Here is a 14,206-nt window from a genome sequence, read left to right on the forward strand (position 1 = left end):
CACGTCCCCGCCGGACCCTGGCGAGTCATCCGACCACCCACGTACGGTGAGGCTCCGTAGGGTCCCTTCTCAAAGGTGGTTGTTGATGGCTCTGTTCGACCTGCCTCTCGACGAACTCCGCGCGTACCGAAGCCAGTCCTCGGCACCGGAGGACTTCGACGCCTTCTGGGACAAGACGCTGCAGGAGGCCCGCGAACACGACCTGGGCGCGCGGTTCGAGCCGGTGGAGACCGGACTGTCCACGGTCGAGGTGTACGACGTGACGTTCGCCGGGTTCGGCGGCCACCCCGTCAAGGGCTGGCTGCGCCTGCCGGCCGGGGCCACGGAACCGCTGCCGCTGGTCGTGGAGTTCCTCGGGTACGGCGGCGGACGCGGCCTGCCGCACGAGAACCTGCTGTGGGCCTCGACGGGCCGGGCGCACTTCACCATGGACACCCGCGGACAGGGCAGCGGCTGGGGCGGCGGGGGCGGCACGCCGGACCCGGTGGGCGCGGCGCCCGCCTACCCCGGGTACATGACGCGCGGCATCGACGCGCCGGAGAACTACTACTACCGCCGGGTGTTCACGGACGCCGTCCGCGCGGTCGAGGCGGCCCGCTCCCATCCGCTGACCGACGCGGCGCGGACCGCGGTCACCGGCGAGAGCCAGGGCGGCGGCATCTCCCTGGCCGTCGGCGCGCTGGTCCCCGACGTGGTGGCGGTCGCCCCGGACGTGCCGTTCCTGTGCGACTTCCCGCGCGCCGTCTTCCTGACGGACCGTCACCCGTACCGGGAGATCGGCCTGTTCCTCAAGACGCACCGCGGCCGCTCGGCCGACGTGCTGCGTACGCTCTCCTACTTCGACGGCGTGCACTTCGCGGCCCGGGGCCGGGCACCGGCCCTGTTCTCGGCGGCCCTGGAGGACCAGACCTGCCCGCCGTCGACCGTGTTCGCGGCGTTCAACGCGTGGGCGCACGAGGACAAGACGATCGAGGTGTACGACTTCAACGACCACGAGGGCGGCGGCCCGTTCCAGGAGGCGGCGCAGGTGCGCTGGCTCCGGTCGTACGCCTGAGACGCCACCGGCTGGGACGCCACCGCCTGAGACGCCGGGCGCCGACCGCCTGCGGGCCGGCGCTCAGCCGAGCAGGTGGCTGATGCCGCCGTGGCCGTCCGGCCCGTTCCACACCACGGCGGCCAGCCAGATCGGGTACCAGAGGAGCCGCTCCGGCAGGAACCGGCCCGCGATGAACCACAGCAGGGGCGGAGCGACGCACAGCAGCAGGCAGCACCAGCCGCCCCGGCCGTCGGCGGCCGGGCGCGGTGTCGGGTTCTCGGGCACCCGGAGACGGTAGACGCGCGCCGCCGGCCCGCGCATGAGTACCCGTACTCATGGCCCCCGCGCGGGATCGTCACGCGTCCCCGCAGGAACGTCATGCGATCCCCGCCCGGAAACGTCACGCATCCCACGCGTCCGCGGGCTTTTCGGTCATCCACCTCGCCGGTCACCCCCGGAGAACCGCAGCGGCCGGCGCCCTCCCCCACGCCCTCGCAGCGGACGTCGCGAGGGCTGGTGACCGGCGCGCGTGCGGGCGGATTTCGGTCGAACCGGCAGACCGCCCTTCCCTCGTGGTTTAGACCAATGCTAATTGTGGTCGCGCAACGAGCCCGCACGACTACGTGTTGTCACCGACAGGAGGGCGCGGCATGGCCCGCACCACCCCGCACGATCCCCCGCCCAGCGACGTCCGGCCCCTGTACGGGCGGATCGCCGCGCTGCTGCTCGACGAACTGCGCGACGGCACCGTTCCGCCGGGCGAACGGCTGCCCGGCGAGCGGCACCTGGCCGCGCGCTACGGGGTCAGCCGGGAGACCGTCCGCCAGGCGCTGGAGGTGCTGCGCCGCAACGGCCTGGTCGCCACGGACCGGCGGGGCAGCCATGCCACGCTGCCCGGCCGGCCGGTCGAGACGCCGGAGTCGCTCACCTTCCCGGTGGGCGCCCGGCCTGCGGACCCGTGTGCGGTCGACCGGGCGACGGTGGCCTGGGAGGCGCCGCCGCCGGAGCACGCCCGGGCGCTCGGGCTGGCCCCGCACCGGCCGACCCTGGTCCACCGCTACCTTTCGGTGACACCGGACGGCCGCTCGCTGCGGACGGCGGTGACCTCGTTCTCGGCGGTGGTGCTGACCGAGGTGGCGGAGCTGGCCCGGTACCGGGACCGGGCCGACGGGGCGACGCCCGCCCAGCTGCGACGGGCCTACGACTGGATGCGCAAGGCCGGGCTGGCCCTGCACCACCGGGACTCCATCACCCAGGTCGGCGACGCCTCCTCGGTACGGGTGACCCGGCGCGTCCACGACCAGTACGCCCGCCCGCTGGAGATCACCGACCTGGTGGTGAACGCCGAACAGGACGCGCTGGTCTACGAGTTCACGCTCCCCGCGGCCGGCTGACCCCCGCAGGCGGGGCGCTGACCTCCCTAGGCGGGGCGTCGGCTCGGCGGGCCACCACCAGCCGGGCGCGCGGGCTGCCGTCGGCTCGCCGCCCGAACCCGGGCAGGACACCCAGCTCGACCGTCAGGCCGGCGCGCTCCAACTCGCCCAGCACGGTGCCGAGTCGGAACGCCCGGTAGTACATGACGAACGGCGGACGCCACAGCGCGTTGCGCACCCGCATCACCGTGTCGAAGCCCCACAGCAGCCAGAAGCCGGGGCGGGCCGGGCGGGGCGGCGCGAACACCGGGAAGGCGAACCGGCCGCCCGGCCGCAGCACCGAGCGGACCTGGGTGAACAGGCCGGGCAGTTCCCGCGGCAGGAAGTGGCCGAACGCCCCGAAGGAGACGACGAGATCGAAAGCGGCCGTGAACGGCAGGGCCCGGGCGTCGCCGCGCACCCAGGCGATCCCGGGCCCGTCCGCGGGCCGCACCCGTCGCCGGGCGATGTCGAGCATGCCGGCGCTGAAGTCGACCCCGGTGACACCGCGGCGGCACAGTCCGGTCAGCACCCGTGTCCCGGCGCCGGTGCCGCAGCACAGGTCGAGCCCCTCCTCGAAGGGGCCGAGCGGCGCCAGCGCCTCGGCCACGGAGTCGAGCACGGCGTCGGGTGTCCGGAAGGGGGTGTGGTCGAACTTCGGCGCGAGCAGGTCGTAGCCGTGCTCGACGGACGACAGGGCCTGCACGGCGAGTTCGCGGAGCGTGGGGCCTTCGGGACCGAACATGGCGCCAGCCTATGCCGCAGGCCGGTGCGGCGGCAGGGGCGGCGGGCCCGCTGCGGCGGTCCCGGCCGCGCTCCTCAGCCGAAGGTGTCGTGGCACAGCTTCACGATTCCGGGCGCGGCCACGCCGTCCGCCTGCCGGCACAGCGCGCGCATCTGGTCCGTGGGGGGCTTCCGGGGGGCCGGGCGGGGGCGCGGGGCCGGGCGTCGCGCGGGGGGCCTGCGCTCCGGGCGGGGGTGTCGCGCCGGCGGGGCGGCGGCCCGGCGCGGCGGAGCGGACACCGGTGCGCGGCCGGGGCCGGGGTTCCGCCTCGGCGCGGCGGCCGGCCCGGGCCGGTTCCGGTGGGCGTGGCCGGTGCGTACCAGTGCCGCCTTCCCGGACGGCTCCCTCAGCGGCTCCTGGAGGACCGAGGGGCGTACGGCCGTGGCGGGCGCGAGGGACTGCCGGGGGTGGGCGGCGTCGGGGGCGGGGGCGGAGCTGACGGTGGTGCAGCCGGCGAGGCCCATCAGCGCCGCCGCCAGCAGCGGGAGAAGTCGGCGAGGCACCCGCCCACTGTGCCGCACCGCCCCGGCTCACGGCCCGCGCCGCCGGATATCACCACCCCCATGGGCGATCGGCCGGTACGGCGGGTTACGGCACCGGACCCGCCCCGCCCGTGCCGTGCGGATTCAGCCCTGCAACCGGCGCAGCGTGGCCTTCGCGTCGGTCTTCAGCCAGTCGGTGACGTCGGTGAGCGCGGGCGGGTCCTTGTCCTCGTCGTAGGAGGTGAGGTAGGTGCTGTAGCTCATGGTGTACGTCATCCAGCCGTCGCGGACGGCGAGCGTGGCGTAACGCGAGCCGCTGGAGGAGCCGTTGGTGGTGTCCTGGCTGACCAGGTAGGCCTCGTCGCCGATGCCCTCGACCGGGTCGACGTCGTAACCCGTGTGGCTCTCCCCGTAGTTCTTCCAGGTGGCGGTGAACTCCGGCCCGGGTTCGGTCTTCTTGTGCAGGTCCAGCTGGAGGGTCAGGTAGGCGTCCGCGTACGACGAGCCGGGCTTCTTCAGGCTCAGGCTGCAGTAACTCTCGTCCAGCGCCCCGTCCTTGAGGGCGTTGTGGGTCGGTGAGGAGTCGTTCTCGGTGTACTCGTCCTTGAAGGAGGAGTAGTCGGCACCGGAGCACAGGTTGGAGGGCGCCGAGTAGCCGCGCAGGTCCGCGCTGTCGCCCTTCCCTCCGACGAGGAAGACACCGGCCGCCCAGGCGGCGGACGCCACCACCGCGCCGACGGCCGCCCACAGCACCGCCCGGCCGGCTCCTCCGCCGCCGGCCGGGGGCGGGGGCGGCACGGGTCCGTAGGGCGACTGCACGTAGGGGTTCCCAGGCTGCGGCTGACCCGGGAGTCCCGGCTGCCCCGGGAGTCCTGGCTGTCCCGGAGCCGGCTGCCCCGGCAGTCCCGGCTGACCCGGCGCGGGGTGGCCGACCAGCGTGGGCTGGGCGTAGAAGGCTCCCGGCGGGGGTGACTGCGGGTTCGGGTACGGGTAGGCCGTCGGCTGCGGCGGCACGGCCGGCTGCGGCGCGGGCGGCTGCGGCGCGGGCGGCTGGGGCTGCTGCGCGGGCTGGTCGGCCGGCTGCGGGGGCTGCGGTGGCGTGGACATGTCGTGAAGATAGTACAAGGTTGGCGGTCAAGTCCCCCGACGTCCGGGATCGTTACGGTCTGCGGACTTCTGCTCCGGTCCGAGCCGCACCGGCAGGCTCCGTACGCTGTTGCCGACGAACCCCGCGTGCGGCGCCAGATCGGCTTCGGGCACGGCGAGTCCGAGCGCCGGGAAGCGGGTGAACAGCCGCTCCAGCGCGACCGTGGCCTCCAGCCGGGCCAAGGGTGCGCCCAGGCAGTAGTGGGCGCCGTGGCCGAGGGACAGGTGACGCACGGCACCGGGCCGGGCGGGGCGGGTGAGGTCGAAGCGGTCGGCGTCCGGTCCGTGCGCCGCCGGGTCGCGGCCGGCGGCGGAGTAACCGGCGAGCACCGGGGTGCCGGCGGGTATGGGCGTGCCGGCGACGGTCAGGTCCCGCACGGGATAGCGGAACGGGAAGTAGCTGACCGGCGCGTCCCAGCGCAGCGTCTCCTCCACCGCGTCCGCCCAGCTCGCCTCGCCCGCGCGCACCAGGGCGAGCTGCTCGGGGTGGGCGCACAGGGCGCGTACGGCGTTGGTGATCAGGTTGAGGGTGGTCTCGTGGCCCGCGATGACCATCAGCAGCAGGGTGCCGATCAGCTCGTGCTGCCCGAGCCGGTCGCCGCCCTCGTCCCGGGCGGCGATGAGCGCACTGGTGAGGTCGTCGCCGGGCTGTGCCGCCTTCGCCGTGGCGATCCCGGTCAGGACGGCGACGAGTTCCCGGTTGGCGGCGACGGCCTCGTCGGGCCCGGTGTCCGTGGCCACGACCTGGCTGCCGAGCCGGTGCAGCCGGTCGCGGAACTCGACGTCCACGCCGAGGAGTTCGCAGATGACACCCATCGGCAGCGGGAGGGCGAAGTGCCGCCGCAGATCGGCGACCCCGTCACCGGCGGCGGCTGCGCGCGCCAGGCCGTCGAGCAGCGTGTCGGTCAACTCCTCGATCCGGGGCCGTAGTCCGGCGACACGGCGCGGGGTGAAGGCGCGGGCGGCCAGGGAGCGCAGCCGCCGGTGGTCGTCACCGTCGGCGGTGGTCATGCCGGGGACGGTGGCGAAGGTCAGCAGCGGCCAGCCCTCGGCGATCCTTCCCTCGCGCAGGGCCGTGAAGTGACGGGCGTCCTTGGCCACGTCGGGGTGCTGCAGGAACTCCCTCAGCGCCTCGTGCCCCAGGACGGCCATGCCCTCGATACCGCCGGGCAGCTCGACCGGGGCCACGGCACCCCGCGCCAGCAGCCGGGCGTTGACGGCGTGCGGGCAGCCGCCGGCGGGGTCGAGGCGGTACGGGGTGCGGGCGGAAGAGGGGTCCACCGGATCCTCCTGACGTTTCCCGGACGGGGCCCCCGATCATCCCACCCCGGAACAGCGGGCATCCGCCCGCGGGAACAGCGGGCACTCCCATCCCGGGAACGGCGGCCGTCCCACCCCGCGAACAGCGGCCGTCCCACGCCGGAATAACCCGATCCGGTGGTTTGTTGACCCGATCACGGACGCGGCACACCGTCGAGTGGTACCGTGCCGTGAGCACTTGTGCACGCCCGTCGTGGGCGCCGGTGCCCGTTTCTCCCCTTCTCGCTGATCCGCCCGCCGTTCTCCGGATGTCCGGCTCCCGGCGCGTCAGCTTCCCAGCACCACCTCAGGCAGGCGTTCGCCGCCGTACCCGGGGTGCCGCTCCCACCGCCCGGAGGCAGTCGCAGACGCCTCCCGCTCGCGGCCTCACCCCCTCCTCGCAGCGCATCTCTTCTCCGTCCGTGAAAGGACCTCTTCTCATGACCACCACACTCGAACACCTTCCCGAGGCCCCGCAGGCCCCGTCCGCCCCGCTGGTCACCGGTGTCCTCGACATCGACGCGCACGGGAAGGGGCACCTGAGGGCCGCGCACCTCCTCCCCTCCGCCGGCGATCCGCAGGTCGCGCCGGCGCTGATCCGCCGGCACGGGCTGCGCAAGGGCGACCTGGTCGAGGGCGTCCGGGGTGCGCAGCGCACCCTGACCGACGTCGCCCGCGTCAACGGGCGCGCCCTGGGGAAGCAGCACTCCCGCCGGCACTTCCGCGACCTCACGCCGCTCCACCCGCACCGGCGCCTCCGCCTCGAACACCCCGGCTCCGGTCTCGCCGGACGCGTCACCGACCTGCTCGCACCGGTCGGCAAGGGCCAGCGCGGCCTCCTCGTGGCCCCGCCGAAGAGCGGCAAGACCGTACTGCTCCAGCAGCTCGCCGCCGCCGTGGCCGGCAACCACCCCGAGTGCCGGCTGATGGTCCTGCTGCTGGACGAGCGGCCCGAGGAGGTCACCGAGATGCGCCGCTCGGTGCGCGGCGAGGTGTACGCCTCCACCTTCGACCGGTCGCCCAAGGAGCACATCGCCCTCGCCGACCTCGTCGTGGAGCGGGCCAAACGCCTGGTCGAGGCCGGTGAGGACGTCGTCGTCCTGCTGGACTCGCTGACCCGGCTGTGCCGGGCCCACAACAACGCCTCCGCCGCGGGCGGCCGGACCCTGAGCGGCGGTGTCGACGCCGGCGCACTGCTCGGACCCAAGCGGTTCTTCGGCGCCGCGCGCCAGGCCGAGGAGGGCGGCTCGCTCACCATCCTCGCCACGGCCCTGGTGGACACCGGCTCCCGCGCCGACGGCTACTTCTTCGAGGAGCTGAAGAGCACCGGCAACATGGAACTGCGCCTGGACCGGGACCTCGCCGGCCGCCGGGTCTTCCCCGCCGTCGACATCGACGGCAGCGGCACCCGACGGGAGGAACTCCTCCTCACCCCGGCCGAGTTGACGGCCGTACGCGGCCTGCGCCGTGCCCTGCGCTCCCGCGAGGCCGGGCCTACCGCCCTGGAGACCCTGCTGGAGCGGCTGCGCGCCACACCCGACAACGCCACGTTCCTGCGGCAGATCCTGCCCACCCTGCCGGCCGGCTGAGTCCCGCCCCGGGACGCCGCGGGACCGCCGCGGGAGTGCCACAGGAGTGCCGCAGGAGCGCCGGGTGCGGCATCCGGGTTGCCCGGAGACCCGAACGGCCCGGGCAGCGTGGTGCGCGCGGACCATCTTCGTACGTTGATCATATGGTCACCGGATTCTCTTCTCGCGCGGCTGTGTCGGCCTGCTCCCTCTGTGTGGCGGGTCTGCTGGCGCTCACGCCGGCCGCTGCCGCCGCCGGACCCCGGGCCGGAGAGCCCCTCCCACCGGGTCCCCGGGCGGCGGTGCCCGCGCCGTCCCTGCTCTACCACTCCGGCGTCCAGGTCCGGCCGCACCGGGACACGCCCCAGCTGCCGGACGTCTCGGCGCTCTCCTGGCTCGTCGCCGACGCGGGCAGCGGCGAGGTGCTGGCCGCGAGCGACGCGCACCGCGAACTGCCGCCCGCCAGCACCCTGAAGACCCTCTTCGCGCTCACCGTCCTGCCGGCACTGCCCAGCGGGTTGCAGCACACCGTGCGGTACGAGGAACTGGCGGACGTCGGCGAGGGCAGCAGCCTGGTCGGCGTCGAGGAGGGGCACACCTACACGGTGGCGGACCTGTGGCGCGGGGTCTTCCTCAGCTCCGGGAACGACGCCGTGCACGTCCTCGCCCAGCTGGGCGGCGGCTGGCAGACCACGGTCCGCCGGATGCAGGACAAGGCCCGCTCGCTCGGCGCCCTCGACACCCATGTGGTCTCCCCGGACGGCTACGACGCCCCCGGCCAGGTGTCCTCCGCCTACGACCTGGCGGTGTTCGGGCGGACCGGCCTCGGCAACCCCGACTTCGCCCGTTACTGCGCCACCGTCGAGGCCCCCTTCCCCGGTGACGGGTCGTGGTACCCCATCGAGAACACCAACCGGCTGCTGACCGGCGAGGACGGTGTGGCGCCCTACCCCGGGATCATCGGGATCAAGAACGGCTACACCAGCAACGCGGGCAACACGCTGGTGGCCGCGGCGCGCCGGGACGGGCGCACCCTCGTGGTGAGCGTGCTCAACCCTCAGGCGGGCGGCGGACTGACCGTGTACGAGGAGGCCCGGACCCTGCTCGACTGGGGTTTCGCGGCGGCCGGGCGGGTCGACCCGGTCGGCTCGCTGGACGGGCTGCGCCCGCCCTCCCGTCCGACCGCGTCCGCCGCACCGGTGGCGGCGGCCGTGGCCCCGGCGCGGGACGAGGACTCGGACTGGTCCGGCACCGCCGTCGTCGCGGGGCTGACCGGGCTCGGCGCGGGGGCCGTGGCGCTGGCGTTGCGGGCCAAGGGAGGCAGGTCGTCCCGCGGCTGACCGACCGGCAGGCCGAGCAGCAGGCCCAGCGCGACCCAGGTGTAGAGGTTGCCGCCGAGGAACCCGGCCGGGCCGGAGGAGTCGCCGGCCCACAGCCACACCACGCTGGTGCACAGCACCGCGTACAGGGCCGCCGCGGTCCGCCGGTGCCCGGCGCGCACCAGCACCGCGAAGGACGGCAGCAGCCAGACCAGATGGTGCACCCAGGTGATGGGGCTGACCAGGCAGGCCGCCGCGCCGGTGAGCGCGAACGCCGCCGTCCTGTCACCGGCCGCGACCGCCCGGCGGCCGCGCCACCCCCAGACGCAGAGGGTCAGCAGGACCGCCGTCGCCCACAGCGGGCGGCCGGTCTCGCCGAGACGGGCCAGTACCCCTTGCAGCGACTGGTTCGACACGTAGTCGAGGCGGCCCACCCGGCTGGTGTCCCACAGCGCCTCGGTCCAGTAGAAGCGGGAGGCCGCCGGGTCCGCCCAGAAGGCCAGCGCGGTCGCCACCCCGGCGACGGCCAGCGCGGTGCCGGCCGCCCGCCGGCGCCCGGCGAGCAGCAGCAGGCCGATGAAGAGGGCGGGCGTGAGCTTCACGGCGGCGGCGAGCCCGATCCCGGCGCCCGCCCAGCGGCCCCGGCCGGTCGCCGGCAGCCAGGAGTCGCCGAGGACCAGGGCGAGCAGCACCAGGTTCACCTGGCCGAAGCTGACGGTGTCCCGCAGCGGCTCGAACAGGGCGAGCAGGCACAGGCACAGCGCCCACCGGTACCAGCCGTGCCGGCGCCAGTCGGGACCTGCGAGGATCCGCAGCACCACGGCCAGCGCGGCCAGGTTCACCAGCACGGACACCACGATCGCCGTGGTGCGGCCGACCAGGGCCAGCGGCAGCATGACGACGGCCGCGAAGGGCGGGTAGGTGAAGCCGTACGAGGTGCCCGGCACCCGGTAGTCGTAGATCCGGCCGCCGTGGTGCGCCCAGGTGTGCACTGTGCCGTAGTACACGCGCAGGTCGAAGAAGCCGCGCAGCAGCGGCACGGTCGCCGTGAACACGGTCACCGCGGCCACGAGGAGCAGGACCAGCAGCAGCCGGCCCCGGTCCGTGCGCGGGCCCGGCGGTCGCCGCCGCCCGGGCCGTCCCGGCCGGTCCCCCGGGCCCGTCATGCCGTACCTCCCGGGAGGGCGGCGCGGCCGGCCTGGTGCGCCGCGGCCTGGCGGGCCTGGTGCGCCTGGCACAGGACGACCACGCCGAGTGCCCCGCCGGAGACCGCGAGCACCAGTTGACCGGCGTCGGCAGGGCCGCCGCCGGGGAGGACGGCGAGGGCGAGCACGCCCGCCAGGGCCGCCACCCGGTGCCGTACCGAGGCGCTGGGCGCGGCGGCGGCGATGAGGAACAGGCCCCACAGCAGGTACCAGGGCCGGATCGCCGGGCCGAGGACGGCTACCGCGAGGAGGCTCAGGCCCAGCGCGTACACCGGCCGGGGACGCAGCCGCAGCCAGATCAGCGGGACGGCCACGGCGGTGGCCGCGAGGCCGAGCAGCTGCCAGGCCGGGACGGCCAGCGGGGCCAGGTCGCTGCCGAGGTGGGCGAGCAGGGTGCCGGTGGCGCGGCCGAGCAGGCTGGTCAGCGCCCAGTTGTGCGGGGAGACCGGGGTGTCCAGGGCGCCGATCCAGCCGTAGCCGGTGCCGGCGAGGGCGGTCGCGGCGACCGTGGTCGTCGCGGCGGCCGCGGCGGTGACCAGTACGGCCGGCAGCGGGCGGCGGCCGGAGCGGACCCGCAGGGCCACGACCGCCAGCAGACCGAGCGCCGCCGGCGCCTTGACCAGGGCGGCGAGCGTGACGAGGACCGCGCCGACGACGGGTCTGCGGCCCCGCGCGGCGACCAGGCCGAGCCCCAGCAGACCGAGCATGAGGGCGTCGTTGTGGGCGCCCGCGACCAGGTGCAGCAGCACGAGCGGGTTGAGGGCGCCGAGCCACAGCGCGGCGGAGGGGTCGGCACCGCTGTGCCGGGCCAGCCGGGGCAGCGCCACCGCCATGAGGGCCACGCCGAGCAGGGCGACCAGACGCATGCCGAGCAGGCCCGCGGGCACCTCGCCGCGGGTCAGTCCGGACAGCGCGGAGGCCAGGACCAGGAAGGCGGGTCCGTAGGGGGCGCCGGTGTGCCGCCACATCGGGGCGACCTCGTCGGCGAGCGGGCCGCCGAGCTGCGCCGGGCCGTGGGCGTAGACGTCCATGTGGGCGTCGACCATGGCGCCCTGCGCGAGGTAGCTGTACACGTCCCGGCTGAACAGCGGCGGGGCGAGCAGCAGCGGGGCCGCCCAGACGGCCAGCACGACCAGCAGCGCGCGCGGGCCGGGCGGCTCGGGACCGCGGACCAGACGGCCGAGGAGCACCCAGGCCGCGATCAGCAGGACGACGCCGAAGTACACCCCGACCAGGCCCAGCGCCGCCCGCGCCGAGGCCGGCGCCAGGAGGTCCCGGACGGGCAGGGCGCCGGCCGTCTCACCGCCGAGCGCGAGGAAGGCGGTACCGACCAGGCCCAGCACCTGGCAGCGGCGGAGGTCGACGGGGAACGCCATGGCCAACACCGGTGCAGCGTGTCAACGCCGGGTGGCCGGAAGGAGACACTCCCTCCACCTGCGGGCGGCCCCCGTGTGACCGGCGCGTGAGCAGCGGTGACCGCCGGAGGGCGCGGGTGGCGGGGGCCGTACTCAGAACACCGACAGGCCGGTGAGTGTGGTGAACCGGTCCAGGGCCGCCACACCGGCCACGGAGTTCCCGCGTTCGTCCAGGCCCGGGCTCCACACGCACAGCGTGCACCGGCCCGGTACGACGGCGATGATCCCTCCGCCGACCCCGCTCTTGCCGGGCAGGCCGACGCGGTAGGCGAAGTCGCCGGCCGCGTCGTACGTGCCGCACGTCAGCATGACCGCGTTGACCTGCTTGGCCTGGCTGCGGCTGAGCAGCCGGCTGCCGTCGGCGCGGATGCCGTGCCGGGCGAGGAAGCCGGTGGCGAGGGCCAGGTCGGCGCAGGAGGCGCCGATGGAGCACTGCCGGAAGTACTGGTCGAGCAGGACCGGCACCTCGTTGTCGATGTTGCCGTAGGACGCCATGAAATGGGCGAGGGCGGCGTTGCGGTCGCCGTGCGCGGTCTCCGAGGCGGCGACCTCCTTGTCGAAGTCCAGCTCCGGGTTGCCGCTCTCGGCGCGCAGGAAGGCCAGCAGCTCGCCGGCCGCGTCGCCGGTACGGGTCTGCAGGCGGTCGGTGACGACGAGGGCACCCGCGTTGATGAAAGGATTCCGCGGGATGCCGTTCTCGTACTCCAGCTGGACCAGGGAGTTGAACGGGTTGCCGGAGGGTTCCCGGCCCACGTGCTCCCAGAGTTCGTCGCCCTCCCGGGCCAGGTCCAGGGCGAGCGTGAACACCTTGGTGATCGACTGGGTGGAGAACGGCTGCCGCCAGTCCCCCACGCCGTACACCGTGCCGTCCAGCTCGGCGACGGCCATGCCGAAGCTGCGGGGGTCGCAGGCGGCGAGCGCCGGGATGTAGTCGGCGGCCCGGCCGCGCCCGGGCGTGCGGCTGATCTCCTCGGCGATGCGCTCCAGGACCGGCAGGAAGGGGAGGGACGACGTCGTTGTCATGATCACTATTGTGCCTCCCGTCGGCCCCGGAGCGTCATCGTGCTGGCGTCACCGCAGGTCAGGCGGCCGGTGCCCCGCTGCCGGCGACGACCTCCGGACGCAGCAGGTCGGCCAGCTTCCCGGGGGGCAGCAGGCCCTTCTCCAGCACCAGTTCGGCCACGCCCCGGCCGGTGACGAGGGCTTCCTTGGCGATGTCGGTCGCCGCCGTGTAGCCGATGTGCGGGTTGAGCGCGGTGACCAGGCCGATGGAGTTCTCCACGGTGGCCCGCAGCCGCTCCGTGTTGGCGGTGATGCCGAAGACGCAGCGCTCGGCCAGCGTGCGGCAGGCGCTCTCCAGGTGCGTGATCGACTCCGACAGGGAGTGCAGGATGATCGGCTCGAAGGCGTTGAGCTGGAGCTGTCCGGCCTCGGCGGCCATGGTGATGGCGACGTCGTTGCCGATCACCTCGAAGGCGACCTGGTTGACCACCTCGGGGATGACCGGGTTGACCTTGCCCGGCATGATCGACGAACCGGCCTGCACCGGCGGCAGGTTGATCTCGCCGAGACCCGCGCGCGGGCCGGAGGACAGCAGCCGCAGGTCGTTGCAGCTCTTGGAGAGCTTGACCGCGATCCGCTTGAGGACGCCGGACATCTGGACGAAGGCGCCGCAGTCCTGGGTGGCCTCGACCAGGTTGGCGGCGGTGACCAGGTGCAGGCCGGTGAGGGCGGAGAGGTGGCGGCGGGCGGCCTCGGCGTACCCGGCGGGGGCGTTGAGGCCGGTGCCGATGGCCGTGGCTCCCAGGTTGATCTCATGGATCAGCTCGACGGCCTCGGCCAGACGGCTGCGGTCCTCCTCGATCATGACGGCGAACGCGGAGAACTCCTGACCGAGCGTCATCGGTACCGCGTCCTGCAACTGTGTACGGCCCATCTTGAGCACGTCACGGAACTCGACGGCCTTGCGGGCGAAGGCGTCCTGGAGTACGGACATCGACCTGAGCAGTCCACGTACCGCGAAGACCGTCGCCACCTTGACGGCCGTCGGGTAGACGTCATTGGTCGACTGGCTCAGGTTGACGTCCTCGTTGGGGTGCAGATACGTGTACTGCCCCTTGGCGTGGCCCATCAACTCCAGCGCGCGGTTCGCCACGACCTCGTTGGCGTTCATGTTCGTGGACGTGCCGGCGCCGCCCTGGATGACGTCCACGACGAACTGGTCGTGCAGCTCGCCGTTGCGGATCTCGCGGCAGGCGGCGACGATCGCGGCGGCCTTCTCCGGCGCCAGCAGCCCGAGTTCCTCGTTGGCGAGCGCGGCGGCCTCCTTCACGGCGGCCAGGGCGTCGATCAGGTGCGGGTAGGCGGAGATCGGGGTGCCGGTGATGGGGAAGTTCTCCGTCGCGCGCAGGGTGTGGATGCCCCAGTACGCGTCGACGGGGACGTCGCGGTCGCCGAGCAGGTCGTGTTCGGAGCGAGTGGCGGCGGTCATGAGGGCAGGGGTCCTCTTTCTGAGGTACGGAGGTGAAAGCGCCGGGCCG

12 protein-coding genes and 1 pseudogene are annotated in these 14,206 nt (G+C 74.3%); 4 read left to right on the forward strand and 9 right to left on the reverse strand.

Features of this window, described 5'->3' with window-relative positions:
* Positions 1-85: 85 nt before the first annotated feature.
* Positions 86-1,054: an acetylxylan esterase gene (locus tag IEZ20_RS11985; protein WP_189297421.1), complete on the forward strand. Its 969-nt coding sequence runs from the start codon at positions 86-88 to the stop codon at positions 1,052-1,054.
* A gap of 63 nt (positions 1,055-1,117) precedes the next feature.
* Here the strand turns inward: IEZ20_RS11985 and IEZ20_RS11990 are convergent, their stop codons facing one another.
* Complete coding sequence (locus IEZ20_RS11990; RefSeq protein WP_189297839.1) at positions 1,118-1,321, reverse strand: hypothetical protein; 204 nt, start codon at positions 1,319-1,321, stop codon at positions 1,118-1,120.
* Positions 1,322-1,686: 365 nt separating this feature from the next.
* On the opposite strand from IEZ20_RS11990, the gene IEZ20_RS11995 reads away from it, so the two are divergent.
* Positions 1,687-2,430 (forward strand): GntR family transcriptional regulator, encoded by a 744-nt coding sequence (locus tag IEZ20_RS11995; RefSeq protein WP_189297423.1) that lies wholly within the window; start codon positions 1,687-1,689, stop codon positions 2,428-2,430.
* On the opposite strand, the gene IEZ20_RS12000 is transcribed toward IEZ20_RS11995, so the two are convergent.
* The 4 genes from IEZ20_RS12000 to IEZ20_RS12015 form a co-directional block, all read right to left on the reverse strand.
* Positions 2,408-3,193: a class I SAM-dependent methyltransferase gene (locus IEZ20_RS12000; RefSeq protein WP_189297425.1), complete on the reverse strand. Its 786-nt coding sequence runs from the start codon at positions 3,191-3,193 to the stop codon at positions 2,408-2,410. The two genes, IEZ20_RS11995 and IEZ20_RS12000, sit on opposite strands and share 23 nt — an antisense overlap.
* Positions 3,194-3,267: 74 nt before the next feature.
* Positions 3,268-3,735 (reverse strand): hypothetical protein, encoded by a 468-nt coding sequence (locus IEZ20_RS12005; protein ID WP_229896025.1) that lies wholly within the window; start codon positions 3,733-3,735, stop codon positions 3,268-3,270.
* A 123-nt stretch (positions 3,736-3,858) separates the two neighbouring features.
* Positions 3,859-4,821, reverse strand: coding sequence for a collagen-like triple helix repeat-containing protein (locus IEZ20_RS39610; RefSeq protein WP_229896026.1), 963 nt, complete (start codon positions 4,819-4,821; stop codon positions 3,859-3,861).
* Positions 4,822-4,848: 27 nt separating this feature from the next.
* Complete coding sequence (locus IEZ20_RS12015) at positions 4,849-6,141, reverse strand: cytochrome P450 family protein (RefSeq protein ID WP_189297427.1); 1,293 nt, start codon at positions 6,139-6,141, stop codon at positions 4,849-4,851.
* Between the two features lie 458 nt (positions 6,142-6,599).
* On the opposite strand from IEZ20_RS12015, the gene rho reads away from it, so the two are divergent.
* Both rho and IEZ20_RS12025 read left to right on the forward strand, forming a co-directional pair.
* Positions 6,600-7,748, forward strand: a complete 1,149-nt coding sequence (gene rho / locus IEZ20_RS12020) for a transcription termination factor Rho (RefSeq protein WP_189297429.1) — start codon at positions 6,600-6,602, stop codon at positions 7,746-7,748.
* A 143-nt stretch (positions 7,749-7,891) separates the two neighbouring features.
* Positions 7,892-8,773: pseudogene (locus tag IEZ20_RS12025) on the forward strand (D-alanyl-D-alanine carboxypeptidase family protein); the annotation flags it as partial.
* An 11-nt stretch (positions 8,774-8,784) separates the two neighbouring features.
* Here IEZ20_RS12025 and IEZ20_RS40590 read toward each other — a convergent pair.
* The 4 genes from IEZ20_RS40590 to aspA form a co-directional block, all read right to left on the reverse strand.
* Positions 8,785-10,212, reverse strand: coding sequence for a glycosyltransferase family 87 protein (locus IEZ20_RS40590; RefSeq protein ID WP_308434656.1), 1,428 nt, complete (start codon positions 10,210-10,212; stop codon positions 8,785-8,787).
* Positions 10,209-11,627: a polyprenol phosphomannose-dependent alpha 1,6 mannosyltransferase MptB gene (mptB, locus tag IEZ20_RS12030; RefSeq protein ID WP_189297433.1), complete on the reverse strand. Its 1,419-nt coding sequence runs from the start codon at positions 11,625-11,627 to the stop codon at positions 10,209-10,211. Before mptB ends, IEZ20_RS40590 begins: the two co-directional genes overlap by 4 nt.
* Positions 11,628-11,759: 132 nt before the next feature.
* Entirely contained in the window at positions 11,760-12,689 is a 930-nt protein-coding gene (locus IEZ20_RS12035) for a glutaminase (protein WP_373303923.1), read from the reverse strand.
* Positions 12,690-12,747: 58 nt separating this feature from the next.
* The gene (aspA, locus tag IEZ20_RS12040) at positions 12,748-14,157 is read right to left on the reverse strand and encodes an aspartate ammonia-lyase (protein WP_189297435.1); all 1,410 of its coding nucleotides are present in this window, start codon (positions 14,155-14,157) and stop codon (positions 12,748-12,750) included.
* Positions 14,158-14,206: the final 49 nt, after the last annotated feature.

This window comes from Streptomyces cinerochromogenes (genome assembly GCF_014648635.1).
In the GTDB taxonomy this organism is placed as follows: Bacteria; Actinomycetota; Actinomycetes; order Streptomycetales; family Streptomycetaceae; genus Streptomyces; species Streptomyces cinerochromogenes.

What these genes read in the sequence shown, in the direction of transcription:
- aspA (WP_189297435.1), bottom strand. Translation starts at nt 14,157, where the DNA reads ATGACCGCCGCCACTCGCTCCGAACACGACCTGCTCGGCGACCGCGAC.
- IEZ20_RS11995 (WP_189297423.1), top strand. Translation starts at nt 1,687, where the DNA reads ATGGCCCGCACCACCCCGCACGATCCCCCGCCCAGCGACGTCCGGCCC.
- IEZ20_RS40590 (WP_308434656.1), bottom strand. Translation starts at nt 10,212, where the DNA reads ATGACGGGCCCGGGGGACCGGCCGGGACGGCCCGGGCGGCGGCGACCG.
- mptB (WP_189297433.1), bottom strand. Translation starts at nt 11,627, where the DNA reads ATGGCGTTCCCCGTCGACCTCCGCCGCTGCCAGGTGCTGGGCCTGGTC.
- IEZ20_RS11985 (WP_189297421.1), top strand. Translation starts at nt 86, where the DNA reads ATGGCTCTGTTCGACCTGCCTCTCGACGAACTCCGCGCGTACCGAAGC.
- IEZ20_RS39610 (WP_229896026.1), bottom strand. Translation starts at nt 4,821, where the DNA reads ATGTCCACGCCACCGCAGCCCCCGCAGCCGGCCGACCAGCCCGCGCAG.
- IEZ20_RS12035 (WP_373303923.1), bottom strand. Translation starts at nt 12,689, where the DNA reads ATGACAACGACGTCGTCCCTCCCCTTCCTGCCGGTCCTGGAGCGCATC.
- IEZ20_RS12000 (WP_189297425.1), bottom strand. Translation starts at nt 3,193, where the DNA reads ATGTTCGGTCCCGAAGGCCCCACGCTCCGCGAACTCGCCGTGCAGGCC.
- rho (WP_189297429.1), top strand. Translation starts at nt 6,600, where the DNA reads ATGACCACCACACTCGAACACCTTCCCGAGGCCCCGCAGGCCCCGTCC.